Annotated in this window: 11 protein-coding genes; 2 read left to right on the top strand and 9 right to left on the bottom strand. The window is 70.4% G+C overall.

Annotated elements, in window-relative coordinates; all coding sequences use genetic code 11:
* Positions 1-33: 33 nt before the first annotated feature.
* The 5 genes from BCF44_RS00140 to BCF44_RS00120 form a co-directional block, all read right to left on the bottom strand.
* Positions 34-750, bottom strand: coding sequence for a type III secretion system chaperone family protein (locus BCF44_RS00140; RefSeq protein WP_170217327.1), 717 nt, complete (start codon positions 748-750; stop codon positions 34-36).
* A 156-nt stretch (positions 751-906) separates the two neighbouring features.
* Positions 907-3,498: an ATP-dependent chaperone ClpB gene (gene clpB, locus BCF44_RS00135; protein ID WP_116172009.1), complete on the bottom strand. Its 2,592-nt coding sequence runs from the start codon at positions 3,496-3,498 to the stop codon at positions 907-909.
* Between the two features lie 182 nt (positions 3,499-3,680).
* The gene (locus BCF44_RS00130; protein WP_116172008.1) at positions 3,681-4,130 is read right to left on the bottom strand and encodes a MarR family winged helix-turn-helix transcriptional regulator; all 450 of its coding nucleotides are present in this window, start codon (positions 4,128-4,130) and stop codon (positions 3,681-3,683) included.
* Complete coding sequence (locus tag BCF44_RS00125) at positions 4,130-4,579, bottom strand: MarR family winged helix-turn-helix transcriptional regulator (protein ID WP_116172007.1); 450 nt, start codon at positions 4,577-4,579, stop codon at positions 4,130-4,132. The genes BCF44_RS00130 and BCF44_RS00125 overlap by 1 nt, the downstream gene beginning before the upstream one ends.
* Positions 4,580-4,642: 63 nt before the next feature.
* Complete coding sequence (locus BCF44_RS00120; protein ID WP_116172790.1) at positions 4,643-5,386, bottom strand: pyridoxamine 5'-phosphate oxidase family protein; 744 nt, start codon at positions 5,384-5,386, stop codon at positions 4,643-4,645.
* A gap of 302 nt (positions 5,387-5,688) precedes the next feature.
* Between BCF44_RS00120 and BCF44_RS00115 the strand changes: the two genes are divergently transcribed.
* The gene (locus tag BCF44_RS00115; RefSeq protein ID WP_116172006.1) at positions 5,689-6,792 is read left to right on the top strand and encodes an FAD-binding oxidoreductase; all 1,104 of its coding nucleotides are present in this window, start codon (positions 5,689-5,691) and stop codon (positions 6,790-6,792) included.
* Positions 6,793-6,864: 72 nt separating this feature from the next.
* On the opposite strand, the gene BCF44_RS00110 is transcribed toward BCF44_RS00115, so the two are convergent.
* The 4 genes from BCF44_RS00110 to dnaK are packed head-to-tail and all read right to left on the bottom strand — an operon-like array spanning position 6,865 to position 10,942.
* Positions 6,865-7,296, bottom strand: a complete 432-nt coding sequence (locus BCF44_RS00110) for a heat shock protein transcriptional repressor HspR (RefSeq protein ID WP_116172005.1) — start codon at positions 7,294-7,296, stop codon at positions 6,865-6,867.
* Positions 7,296-8,474 carry a molecular chaperone DnaJ gene (dnaJ, locus tag BCF44_RS00105; RefSeq protein WP_116172004.1) on the bottom strand — a complete coding sequence of 393 codons (1,179 nt, stop codon included), beginning with the start codon at positions 8,472-8,474 and terminating at the stop codon, positions 7,296-7,298. Before dnaJ ends, BCF44_RS00110 begins: the two co-directional genes overlap by 1 nt.
* A gap of 27 nt (positions 8,475-8,501) precedes the next feature.
* On the bottom strand, positions 8,502-9,101 hold the full coding sequence (gene grpE, locus BCF44_RS00100; protein WP_116172003.1) for a nucleotide exchange factor GrpE: 600 nt from the start codon (positions 9,099-9,101) through the stop codon (positions 8,502-8,504).
* Positions 9,098-10,942 (bottom strand): molecular chaperone DnaK, encoded by a 1,845-nt coding sequence (gene dnaK / locus BCF44_RS00095; protein ID WP_116172002.1) that lies wholly within the window; start codon positions 10,940-10,942, stop codon positions 9,098-9,100. The genes grpE and dnaK overlap by 4 nt, the downstream gene beginning before the upstream one ends.
* Positions 10,943-11,173: 231 nt before the next feature.
* Between dnaK and BCF44_RS00090 the strand changes: the two genes are divergently transcribed.
* Positions 11,174-13,378: a (Fe-S)-binding protein gene (locus tag BCF44_RS00090; RefSeq protein WP_116172001.1), complete on the top strand. Its 2,205-nt coding sequence runs from the start codon at positions 11,174-11,176 to the stop codon at positions 13,376-13,378.
* Positions 13,379-13,412 lie beyond the last annotated feature (34 nt).

The raw sequence follows: 13,412 nt of genomic DNA, 5'->3' as shown, positions 1-13,412 counted from the left end.
ACTGTACGTGCGCGTCAGGCCGATCCGGATGCCTCAGGCCGGATTGCGGCCGCCGAACGAGGGCCGGTAGACCTCGCCGCCGGGGTTGTCGTCGGACGACGAGTCGTCAGCCGACGTGTCCGCGTCGAAAGGGTCGACCACGTCGGCCAACTCGCCGACGTCGCGCAGCAGGCGCTCCAGCCGGGCCGGGCTGGCGCCGGGCGGCGCGGCCGCGAGCACCCAGTCCTCCTCCAGCCAGACCACGGTGACGTCGCCGCCGATTTCCTCGGCCGCCTCCACCAGGTCGGGCGTGATGAGCATGCGGGCGGCGGTCAGGTCGGACACGAAGGCGTAGCGCTGCCCGACCGGGCCGAGCAGATCCGGCATCTGTTCCCGCTGGAACGGCACGCTGGGCAGCCACAGCTCGACGACCACCGGGTGCGTCCGCCGGCAGCGGATGCCGACCAGCACCGAGTTGACCTTGCCGCCGTTCTCCAGGTCGAGCACGTACACCTGGCGGCGCCCGTCCGCGGTGAAGGTGGACCCGGCGACGACGTCACGGGCCACGCCGCTGCCGTAGTAGGCGATCGCCCCGTGGTGCCAGCGTGTCGGCAGCACGTGGTCTGTCTCGGCGAACTGCCAGCCACGCAGCCCCGCCCAACGCCGCCGCTCGCGGTTGCGAGCCGTGCGTTGGGCGCGGTCTGTCGCCAGCAGTGCCAGCCCGGCCACTGCCAGGACGACGAACGCCGTGAACCAGACCCACGCAGGTATCACAACAGGCAGGGTAGCGGCCGCTCGGCGGATTACGAAGATCACTAGTGGGTCAGTTCTGCCTAGAACCGGTCACGATGTGCTTTCCGGTCACCCCAGGACACGACCCCGGCCGGCGCCGAATTTCGGCGCCGGCCGGGGTCGAAACCTCGCCCATCAGGCGGTCAGCGACCGGCCGACCATCAGGCCCGAGTTGTCCTCGACCACGTCGACCAGCACGGTGTCGCCGTCCCGGATCTCGCCGGCCAGGAGCTCCTTGGCCAGCTGGTCGCCGATGGAGGACTGCACCAGCCGGCGCAGCGGCCGCGCGCCGTAGACCGGGTCGAACCCGTTCAGCGCGAGCCAGTCGCGGGCGCCCGGCGAGACCTCCAGCGACAGCCGGCGCTGGGCCAGCCGCTTGGCCAGCCGGGCCACCTGGATGTCCACGATCTGGGTCAGCTCCTCGGTGGCCAGCGCGTGGAACACCACCACGTCGTCCAGCCGATTGAGGAACTCCGGTTTGAAGTGCCGCTGCACGGTCGCGAGCACCGCGTCCTTGCGCTGCTGCTCGGTCAGCACCGGGTCGGCGATCGCCTGCGAGCCGAGGTTGGACGTCAGCACCAGGATGGTGTTGCGGAAGTCCACCGTCCGGCCCTGGCCGTCGGTCAGCCGACCGTCGTCCAGCACCTGGAGCAGCACGTCGAACACGTCCGGGTGAGCCTTCTCCACCTCGTCCAGCAGCACCACCGAGTAGGGGCGGCGGCGCACCGACTCGGTCAGCTGGCCGCCCTGGTCGTAGCCGACGTAGCCGGGCGGGGCGCCGACCAGGCGGGCCACCGAGTGCTTCTCGGCGTACTCGCTCATGTCGATGCGGATCATCGCCCGCTCGTCGTCGAACAGGAACTCGGCCAGCGCCTTGGCCAGCTCGGTCTTGCCGACGCCGGTCGGGCCCAGGAACAGGAACGAGCCGGTCGGGCGGTCCGGGTCGGCCACGCCGGCCCGGGTCCTGCGCACCGCGTCGGACACCACGCGCACGGCCTCGGCCTGGCCGACGACCCGCGCGGCGAGCTCGTCCTCCATCCGCAGCAGCTTGGCCGTCTCGCCCTCGAGCAGCCGCCCCGCCGGGATGCCGGTCCACGCGCTGACCACGTCGGCCACGTCGTCCGGGCCGACCTCCTCCTTGAGCATGACGTCGCCGGTGGGCGTGTTCGCCGTCGCCGCCGCCAGGTCCTTCTCCAGCGCCGGGATCCGGCCGTAGCGCAGCTCGGCGGCGCGGCCCAGGTCGCTGTCCCGCTCGGCCCGCTCCGACTCGCCGCGCAGCTGCTCCAGCTGCTCCTTGAGCTCGCGGACCTTCTCGATGGAGCCCTTCTCGTTCTGCCACCGGGCGGTCAGCGCGGACAGCTCCTCGCGCTTCTCGGCCAGCTCGGCCCGCAGCGCGTCCAGCCGCTCCTTGGAGGCCTGGTCGGACTCCTTCTCCAGCGCCATCTCCTCGATCTCGAGGCGGCGCACGGCCCGCTCCACCTCGTCGATCTCGACGGGCCGGGAGTCGATCTCCATCCGCAGCCGGGACGCCGCCTCGTCGACCAGGTCGATGGCCTTGTCCGGGAGGAAGCGGGCGGTGATGTACCGGTCGGACAGCGTCGCGGCGGCCACCAGCGCGGTGTCGGTGATGCGGACACCGTGGTGCACCTCGTAGCGCTCCTTGAGGCCGCGCAGGATGCCGATGGTGTCCTCCACGCTCGGCTCGCCGACCAGCACCTGCTGGAACCGCCGCTCCAGCGCCGGGTCCTTCTCGATGTGCTGGCGGTACTCGTCGAGCGTGGTCGCGCCGACCATGCGCAACTCGCCGCGGGCCAGCATCGGCTTGATCATGTTGCCGGCGTCCATCGCGCCCTCGCCGGTCGCGCCGGCGCCCACGATGGTGTGCAGCTCGTCGATGAAGGTGATCACCTGGCCGTCGGAGTCGGTGATCTCCTTGAGCACGGCCTTGAGCCGCTCCTCGAACTCGCCGCGGTACTTCGCGCCGGCCACCATGGAACCGAGGTCCAGCGCGACGACGCGCTTGCCGCGCAGCGACTCCGGCACGTCGCCGGCCACCACCCGCTGGGCCAGGCCCTCGACGATGGCGGTCTTGCCGACGCCGGGCTCGCCGATCAGCACCGGGTTGTTCTTGGTGCGCCGGGACAGCACCTGCACGACGCGGCGGATCTCGGCGTCGCGGCCGATCACCGGGTCGAGCTCGCCGTCGCGGGCCCGCTGGGTCAGGTCGACGCCGTACTTCTCCAGCGCCTGGAAGGTGCCCTCGGGGTCCGGACTTGTGATCCGGGCCGAGCCGCGCACCTTCGTGAAGGCCTCGCGCAGCGCGTCCGGGGTGGCGCCGTGCCGGCGCAGCAGGTCGGCGACCTGCCCGCCCTCGGCGGCCAGCCCCACCAGCAGGTGCTCGGTGGACACGTACTCGTCGCCCATCTCGGTGGCCAGCCGCTGGGCGTGCGTGATCACCCGCAGGCCGTCGCGGGACAGCTGCGGGGCGGACATGGTGGCGCCGGTCGCCGACGGCAGCGAGTGCGCGAGCTTCTCCAGCTCGGCGCGGACCTGCGCCGGATCGGCCCCGACCGCGGTGAGCAGCGGGGCGGTCAGACCGTCACCCTGGGCCAGCAGCGCGGCGAGCAGGTGGACGGGCGTGATGTCGGGATTGCCGGCCATGGTGGCGGCCTGCGCCGCCTCGGACACCGCCTGCTGCGTCTTCGTGGTCGGGTTGAACTGGTTCATCTCCCACCTTCGGGCGAGACTCGTTGGACACCTGGTTCAACGTCAGCAAAGTTGAGTCTGTTCCGCTCAAGTCGAGAATATCCGACGCGTCACCCACATGCGAATCACCGTTGTCCACACGGTCCCGGCGGTTGTCCACAATCCCCAGGTGACGATCCACAGGGGCTGGGCCGTCAGGGTGATCACGCTTCCAGCGTGGCCCGCAGGGCTGCTACCAGGTCGCGGAGCACGTGGTTGGTGGCCGCGAGCCGGTCGTCGTCCCAGCCGCCGAGCGCGCCGATGATCAGGTCGGCCTGTTTGCGCTTCCAGCCGGCCAGCACCTCGACGCCCCGCTCGGTCGGGCTGATCAGCGCCACCCGGCCGTCGCTGGGCGACGGCCGGCGGTCGACCAGACCCACCTTCTCCAGCTGGGCGATCTGCCGGCTGACCACGGACGTGTCCACCACCCGCTGCTCGGCCAGGTCGGACACCCGGCACTCGCCGCGGGCCACCACGTCGGCCAGCAGCGCGCCGGCCGCCGGGTGCAGGCCGAACTCGTCGTCCCAGAACCGCATCCGCACCGCGTTCTGGATCTGGTTGAGCATCCGCAGCTGGCGGATCAGCTCCAGCGACTCGTCCACCGACGGCCCCATCACAACACCTCGTTCAGCCGCTCCAGCAGGGTGGAGAAGGTCTGGATGTCCACGGTGGACCACTGGTCCAGACGCTCCCGGAGCAGCTTGCGGCGGTCGGCGCGGACGGCGGCCAGGCGGTCGTGGCCGGTGTCGGTGAGCTGCACGATGCGGGCCCGGCCGTCGGCGCTGTCCACGGCGCGCTCCAGCAGGCCGAGCTCCTCCAGCCGGGCGATCTGGCGGCTGACGGTGGACTTGTCGAGCCCGGTGCGCTCCACGATCTCCGCGGCGCGCACCGGGCCGGTCTCGTACAGGTGCACGAGCAGGGCGTAGGAGGCAGTGTCCAGGCCGGGGTGGACGGCCGCGGCGACCTGCAGGGAGAAGCTGCGGGCCCGGCCGAACAGCACGGACAGCGCCCGCTCCACGGCCTGGGCTGCCTCCCTGCGGTCAGCCTGCTCCTGCTCGTCCACCCTGGTCCTCCACTCGCGTCGGAACGGAGGACAAACCGTAGTGGGCCGGGTGTCCGATCCCTGCTAGCGGGCCGCCGTTCCGGCCGAACGGACACCGAAGTAGTCCCCGCCCTTGCGACGGCTGTCGTCGGTGCCCCAGTCCCGGGTGCGGTCCACCGGGACCAGCCTGGGGATGTGCTTGCGGCAGTGAATGTAGGCCTCGACCACCTCCAGCACCACCCAGCGCTCGGGGGTGCGGCCGCGCTCGAACTCCGAGGGCAGGTCGGGGTGCACCGCGCGCAGCTCGGCGTCGTCGACGATGCGGGCCCGGCCGTTGACGTGCAGGCCGATCAGGTCGGTGACGAAGTCCACCATCAGCATCGCGACGTGCGCGTTCTCGCTGATGTTGCCCAGGCTGGCCATGACCCCGTTGCCCCGGTACTCGGGGTATGCCAGCCAGCGCTCGCCGAGCACCTGCACGAAGCCGGCCTGGCCGGCGCGGAAGGACACGTCGCACTCGCCCTTGCCGTCGGCGGTGCCGATGAAGGCCATGTCCATCCGTGTAACGAAGGACCGCATCTCGTCGTTTAAGTGGTCGAGAACCTGGTCGCGGTAGAACCGGTTGGCCCGGTCCACGGTGCCGAAGGCGCGCTGGAGCAGGTGCTCCCCACGGGAGCCCGGTAAGTCCTCATTGCCCGGACGGGCGCCGAGAAGGTCGTCGGTGCGCAGGGTGATGTCGGTCACTGCGCGGGACGGCGCATCCGACAACTCCAGTTGGAGCAGCTCGGGACCGGCGGTACCGGTCGGACCAAGGGGGACGGGGGTCATGGTGATCCACCGTGTCATGTCGGCCGCGTTCTGCACACCCCCGGCGCATTGTTCGCCCGTTCGTAGGATGCTCTGTCAACGGTTAGTTACCCCAGTCCACTCGAACGTGGCATCAAGTCCCACAAAGACCCGATGGCGAGTTAGGGTCCACCCTGTCGGGGGACGGATGCTTGACCACGGGACTCCTTGCCAGGTGCCCCTGACTACGTGGAGACTGCGCCCGGACCATGACAGCCAACGCCGTGTTGAACCCCTTGCCTTCGTCAAACCCTCACCGCGAACCGCCACCAGGTGTCACCGCGATGGTGCGGATGATTCGCGAGAGCTTCGCGGTCGTCGAGCCGTGCGCGGATGAGGTTGCGAAGTTCTTCTACGGGATGCTGTTCAGCCTCGCGCCGACCACCCGCGACATGTTCCCCGTGAACATGGAGGTGCAGCGCAGCCGCCTGCTGCGCGCCCTCGTGCACGTCGTGCAGATGGTCGACCGCCCCGACGACCTGATCCCGTTCCTGCGCCAGCTCGGCCGCGACCACCGCAAGTTCGGCGTGGTCTCCAGCCACTACGAGGCCGTCGGCACCGCGCTGCTCGCCGCGATCAAGAAGTTCGCCGGCAAGTCGTGGACGCCGCAGGTGGAGCGGGCCTGGGCCGAGGCGTACACGATCATGGCCCGGTCCATGCAGGAGGCCGCCGCGGCCGACGAGGGCCCGGCGTTCTGGCCGGCCACCGTCGTCGAGCACAAGCGGCTGAGCTGGGGCCTGGCCATGGTGCGGGTCCAGCCCGACTACCCGGTGCCCTACCAGCCCGGCCAGTACGTGAGCGTGGAAACGCCGCAGCGGCCGCGGCTGTGGCGGTACTTCAGCCCGGCCAACGCCCCTCGCGAGGACGGCAGCGTCGAGTTCCACGTGCGGGCCGTCAACGGCGGCTGGGTCAGCCGATCGATCGTGGCCCACACCCAGGTCGGCGACCAGTGGCGGCTCGGCGCGCCGATGGGCCGGCTCAGCGTGGACCGCGAGGCCGGCAAGGACATCCTGATGGTCGCCGGCGGCACCGGCGTGTCGCCGATGCGATCCATCCTGGACCACCTCGCCCAGTGGGGCGAGAACCCCCGCGTGCACCTGTTCGTCGGCGGCCGCACCCGTGAGGACCTCTACGACCTGGAGAACCTCCAGCGCATCGCCCAGAGCAACCCGTGGCTGACGGTGGTGCCGGTGGTCGAGTCGGAGCCGGGTCTCCAGGGCTTCGAGCACGGCTCGCTCGCCGACGTCGTCACCCGTTACGGCGCGTGGTCGGACCGCGAGGTCCTGGTCTGCGGCTCGCCCGCGATGATCCGCGCGACCGTCTCCCGGATGCTGGTCGCGGGCACGCCCTTGGACCACATCCGCTACGACCCCTTCACCCTCGACTAACCCTTTAACGCCACATGCGCTTCCTACTTGGCATCAGGTGACAAGTAGGAAGCGCATGTGGCGTTAAAGCGGCTACTGCTGCTTGGGCTTCCAGACGACGATCTGCTGCTGGTGGCGGACCGGGACCAGGTCCCGGCGGTAGGAGGCGTGCACCGCAGCCGCCGCCTGCTCCGCCGCCGCGTGCGCCGCGGCCAGCTCCTCCAGCACCTCGGTCAGCCGGGCCTTCAGCGCGTCCACCTGGTTCTCCAGGTCGATGATGCGCTTGATGCCGGCGAGGTTGACGCCCTCCTCCTGGGACAGCCGCTGCACCTCACGGAGCAGCGAGATGTCCCGGGCCGAGTAGCGCCGGCCGCCGCCGCTGGCCCGGCCCGGCGACACCAGCCCGAGCCGGTCGTAGCTGCGCAGCGTCTGCGCGTGCAGGCCGGACAGCTGGGCCGCCACCGAGATCACGAACACCGGGGTGTCCTCGTTGGTCCCCGGCGGGAACGAGAACGGGTTACCCATCACGCGTCACCCTTTCCCAGCAGCTCGTCCAGTTCGGCCCTCGGGTCGTGGTCGGCGGTGGCCTCGGCGTACGCCCGCAGCGCCTCCTCGGCCTTGCCGTCCAGCCGCGCCGGCACCGCCACCTGCAACGTCACCAACAGGTCGCCCTTGCGGCCGTCCCGACGCTCGATGCCCTTGCCGCGCACCCGCAGGATGCGGCCGCTGGCCGTGCCCGGGTGCACCTTCACGTTGACCCTCGAGTCGAGCGTCGGCACCGTCAGTGTGGTGCCCAGCGCCAGCTCGGGGAAGGTCACCGGGACCGTCACCGTGAGATCGTCACCGGAACGTCCGAACACCGCGTGCGGCGCGACGTGCACCCGTACGAACAGGTCGCCGTTCGGGCCGCCGTTGCGTCCGGGCTCGCCCTGGCCGGCCAGCCGGATGCGCTGACCGTCGTCGACGCCGGCCGGGATCCGCACGGTCAGGGTCCGCACCTTGGTGCTCACGCCCTCGCCGCCGCACTCCGGGCACGGGTCGTCGATGATCTTGCCCTTGCCCCGGCAGTCCGGGCACGGCTCGCTGAACGCGAACGCGCCCTGGTTCCGGCTCACCAGCCCCGCGCCCTTGCAGGTGGGGCAGGTGCGCGGCGTGGTGCCCGGCCGGGCGCCGTTGCCGCCGCAGGTGCCGCAGGTCGACGGGCTGGACAGCCGCAATGGCACCGTCGCGCCCTTGACCGCCTCGACGAAGTCGATCCGCACGTCGGTCTCGACGTCGTCGCCGCGCCGGGCGCGGTTGGTCGACGCCGCCGACGCCCGCCCGCGCCCGCCGAACAGTCCGCCGAGCAGGTCGCCGAGGCCACCCGCGCCGGCCCCGCCGGCGCCCTGGGCCCCGCCGAACAGGTCACCGAGGTCGAACGTGCTGGTGCCGCCGCCGAAGCCGCCGCCAGGCCGGAACCCGCCGGAGCCGAACAGCCGCCGCGCCTCGTCGTACTGCTTGCGCTTCTCGGCGTCCGACAGCACGCCGTAGGCCTGCGAGACCGACTTGAAGCGGGCCTCGGCCTTGGCGTCGCCGGGGTTGGCGTCCGGGTGCAGCTCCCGGGCCAGCTTCCGGTACGCCTTCTTGATCTCGTCGGCCGAGGCGTCGGAGGAGACGCCCAGGTCGCCGTAGAAATCCTTGTCGATCCAATCCCGTGCGCTCACCGGGCGTCCCTCCCTTCTCGGTCGTGCTTACTCAGCGGGCGCCGGCTCATGGTCGGTGACCGCGACCAGCGCCGGCCGCAGCAGGCGCTCGCCGAACCGGTAGCCCCGCCGCAACACCGCGGTCACGGTCGGCCCGGTCACCTCGGCCGAGGTGTTGTGCTGCACCGCCTCGTGCACCGAGGGGTCGAACTCCTCGCCCTCGTGGCCGAACGGCTCGAGGCCGCTGGCCTGGAGCACCGCCGTCAGCTTGTCGCTGACCGACTTGAACGCGCCGGTCAGGTCGCCGTGCGCGGCGGCCCGCTCCACGTCGTCCAGCACGCCCAGCAGCTCGTTGACGATCTGCCCCTTGGCGGCCAGCGCGTTGACCTCGCGGTCCCGCTCCACCCGCTTGCGGTAGTTGGCGTACTCGGCCTGGAGGCGCTGGAGGTCGCCGGTGCGCTCGTCGAGCTGCGCCTTGAGCTCGGCGGCCGGGTCGGCCACCGCCTCGTCGGCGGCGTGCCGGCCGACCGACGCGGCGTCGTCGGCCAGCTCGCCCGGCTCCGCTTCGCGAACCTCGCCCGTCTCCGGGTCGATCCGTCGGCGGTCGTTGACCACCACCGACTCCTCGCGCTCGGGGTTGTCGCTCACTTCTTGGGGTCCTCGTCCACGATCTCGGCGTCGACAACGTCATCGGCCTGCGGGCCGGCCTGCGCGCCGTCGCCGGCGGCCGCGCCCTCGGCGCCCGGCGTCGCGTTGGCGTACAGGGCGGAGCCCAGCGCCTGCGACTCGGTGGCCAGCTTCTCCACCGCGGACTTGATCGCGCCGATGTCCGTGCCCTTGAGGGCCTCCTGGGCCTCGACGATGGCCGCCTGCACCTTCTCCTTGGTGTCGGCCGGCAGCTTCTCGTCGTTGTCCTTGATGAACTTCTCGGTGCTGTAGACCAAGGTCTCCGCCTGGTTGCGGGTCTCGGCCTCCTCGCGGCGGCGCTTGTCCTCCTCCGCGTGCTCCTCGGCGTCCTTGATCATGCGGTCGATGTCGTCCTTCGGCAGCGCCGAGCCGCCGGTGATGGTCATCGACTGCTCCTTGCCGGTGCCCAGGTCCTTGGCCTGGACGTGCACGATGCCGTTGGCGTCGATGTCGAAGGTGACCTCGATCTGCGGCACGCCGCGCGGGGCCGGCGGCAGCCCGGTCAGCTCGAACATGCCGAGCTTCTTGTTCTGCGCCGCGATCTCGCGCTCGCCCTGGAAGACCTGGATCTGCACGGACGGCTGGTTGTCGTCGGCCGTGGTGAAGATCTCGGACCGCTTGGTGGGGATCGTGGTGTTGCGCTCGATCAGCTTGGTCATGATGCCGCCCTTGGTCTCGATGCCCAGGGACAGCGGGGTGACGTCGAGCAGCAGGACGTCCTTGACCTCGCCCTTCAGCACGCCGGCCTGCAGCGCCGCGCCGACGGCGACGACCTCGTCCGGGTTCACGCCCTTGTTCGGCTCGCGGCCGCCGGTCAGCTCCTTGACCAGCTCGGTCACGGCCGGCATGCGGGTGGAGCCGCCGACCAGCACCACGTGGTCGATGTTGCCGATCTGGATGCCGGCGTCCTTGATCACGTTGTTGAACGGCGCGCGGCAGCGGTCCAGCAGGTCGGAGGTGATCCGCTGGAACTCGGCGCGCGACAGCGTCTCGTCCAGGAACAGCGGGTTCTTGTCGCTGTCCACGGTGATGTAGGGCAGGTTGATGCTCGCGGTGGAGGACGAGGACAGCTCGATCTTGGCCTTCTCCGCGGCCTCCCGGATGCGCTGGAGCGCCATCTTGTCCCGGGTCAGGTCGATGCCGTTGCTGGACTTGAACTTCTCCACCAGCCAGTCGACGATGCGCTGGTCCCAGTCGTCGCCGCCCAGGTGGTTGTCACCGGAGGTCGCGCGAACCTCGACCACGCCGTCGCCCAGCTCCAGCAGCGAGACGTCGAAGGTGCCGCCACCCAGGTCGAAGACCAGGATGGTCTGCTCCTTCTCGCCCTTGTCCAGGCCGTAGGCCAGGGCGGCGGAGGTGGGCTCGTTCACGATCCGGAGCACGTTGAGGCCCGCGATCTGGCCGGCCTCCTTGGTGGCCTGGCGCTGCGCGTCCTCGAAGTAGGCCGGGACGGTGATCACCGCGTCGGTGATCTCCTCGCCCAGGTACGCCTCGGCGTCCCGCTTGAGCTTCATCAGCACCCGCGCGGAGATCTCCTGCGCGGTGTACTTCTTCCCGTCGATCTCGGTCGCCCAGTCCGTGCCGATGTGGCGCTTGACCGACCGGATCGTACGGTCCACGTTGGTGACGGCCTGGTTCTTCGCCGGCTGACCGGTCAGAACCTCGCCGTTCTTGGCGAACGCCACGATGGACGGGGTGGTACGCGAACCCTCGGAGTTGGCGATCACCGTCGGCTCACCGCCCTCAAGGACGGCGACGACGGAGTTGGTCGTCCCCAGGTCGATGCCGACCGCACGCGCCATTGAACTGCCTCCCTGAACTGTGCACCGCTGCCGGTTGAGCAGCGTCGACTCAAGTTTGCCAGGCCGACCGGAGTTGAGTCCAGTCCGCTCAAGCTTCCTGCTCGTCCAACGAGAGACCCCCGCCGGTTGTTCCCGGCGTGATGCGAGCCATGCCACTTCCGTAGTTACTGGACAGTAACTTCGTTTAGGCTTCCCGGACGACTTGTCCGTAACGGGAAGGGCGAGGGAGCAATGGGTGCTCTACAGGTCACGCTCGGGGTGATCGGCGTTGCCGTCAGCGTCGTCGCGTGGGGCATGTTCGCCGCCGCGGTGCTGCGCCAGGTGCGCACCATCCGGCTCGGCCAGCCCGACCCCACCCGCAACGGCCCGTTCCTGCCCCGGCTCGCCACGCTGGTCAAGGAGTTCGCCGCGCACACCAGGATGGCCAAGGTGCGCACCGTCGCACCGTGGCACTGGCTGGTGATGTGGGGCTTCCTGATCGGCTCGCTGGTGCTGTTCGAGGCCTACGGCGAGGTCTTCGTGCCGTCCTGGCACTGGCCGGTCATCGGCGACTGGGCGGTCTGGAACCTGCTCACCGAGATCCTCGGCGTCGGCACCGTCGTCGGCGGCGTGGCGCTGGCCGTGATCCGGCAGCTCAACCACCCGCGCCGGGCCGACCGGCTGTCCCGGTTCGCCGGCTCGAACTTCAAGCAGGCCTACTTCGTCGAGGCCGTGGTGATCATCGAGGGTCTCGGCATCCTCGGCGTGAAGGTGTTCAAGGAAGCCAGTGGGCTGGAGAACCAGCCGCTGTGGGCCAACTTCGTCACCGCCCCGCTCGGCCACCTGCTGCCCGCCAACCCGGACCTCGTCTCCGTGATGGCGATCATCAAGCTGCTGTCCGGCATGATCTGGCTCGCCGTGGTGTCGAAGAACCTGACCATGGGCGTGGCCTGGCACCGGTTCAGCGCCTTCTTCAACATCTACTTCAAGCGCGAGGACGACGGCGCAGTGGCGCTGGGCGCGCTGCGGCCGATGATGAGCGCCGGCAAGCCGCTGGACTTCGAGGAGGCCGACCCGGAGAAGGACGTCTTCGGCGCCGGCAGGATCGAGGACTTCAGCTGGAAGGGCTGGCTGGACTTCAGCACCTGCACCGAATGCGGCCGCTGCCAGTCGCAGTGCCCGGCCTGGAACACCGGCAAGCCGCTGTCGCCCAAGCTGGTCATCACACAGCTGCGCGACCACGCATATGCCAAGGCCCCGTACCTGATGGCCGGCGGCCGCAAGGACATGGCAGGCGACGAGATCGGCATCGTCGGCGACGACGCCGAGGCCCGGCTGGCCAAGATCGACGTGCTGGCGCTGGCCGAGTCCGGCCGGCCGCTGATCGGCGGCGCCGAGGAGTTCGGCGTGATCGACCCGGACGTGCTGTGGTCGTGCACCAGCTGCGGCGCCTGCGTCGAGCAGTGCCCGGTCGACATCGAGCACGTGGACCACATCGTCGACATGCGCCGCTACCAGGTGCTGATCGAGTCGAACTTCCCGACCGAGCTCGGCGGCATGTTCAAGAACCTGGAGAACAAGGGCAACCCCTGGGGCCAGAACGCCAAGGACCGGCTGGCCTGGACCGAGGGTCTGCCGTTCGAGGTGCCGGTGTTCGACGGCGAGCTGGCCGCCGACGTGGAGTACCTGTTCTGGGTCGGCTGCGCCGGCGCGTTCGAGGACCGGGCCAAGAAGACCACGCAGGCCGTCGCCGAGCTGCTCTACAACGCCGACGTGAAGTTCACCGTGCTCGGCCCGGAGGAGACCTGCACCGGCGACCCGGCGCGGCGGGCCGGCAACGAGTTCCTGTTCCAGATGCTGGCGCAGCAGAACGTCGAGGTGCTCAACACCGTCTTCGAGGGCCGCGAGCCCGGCAAGCGCAAGATCGTCGTCACCTGCGCGCACTGCTTCAACACGCTGGCCAACGAGTACCCGCAGCTGGGCGGCACGTTCGAGGTCGTGCACCACACGCAGCTGCTCAACAAGCTGGTGCGGGAGAAGCGGCTGGTGCCGGTCGCGCCGATCGCCGAGGACGTCACCTACCACGACCCGTGCTACCTGGGCCGGCACAACAAGGTCTACGACGCGCCGCGCGAGCTCGTCGGCGCGACCGGGGCCGAGCTGCGGGAGATGCCGCGGCACGGCGACCGGTCCATGTGCTGCGGCGCCGGCGGCGCGCGGATGTGGATGGAGGAGCGGATCGGCAAGCGGATCAACGTGGAGCGGGTGGACGAGGCTCTCGGCACCGCGCCGACGAAGATCGCCACCGGCTGCCCGTTCTGCCGGGTCATGCTCAGCGACGGCCTGACCGCGCGGAAGTCCGAGCAGGCGGCCGCCGACCACGTCGAGGTCGTCGACGTGGCGCAGCTGCTGCTGGCCGCGGTCAAGCGCGGCGAGGAGAAGCCCGCACAGGTGTAGTTCCTCCGATACATAAAGGGGGCGGTGCCGTCGG

This window comes from Kutzneria buriramensis, from assembly GCF_003387475.1.
Taxonomy (GTDB): domain Bacteria; phylum Actinomycetota; class Actinomycetes; order Mycobacteriales; family Pseudonocardiaceae; genus Kutzneria; species Kutzneria buriramensis.
This window is presented reverse-complemented; position numbering and strand designations above follow the sequence as displayed.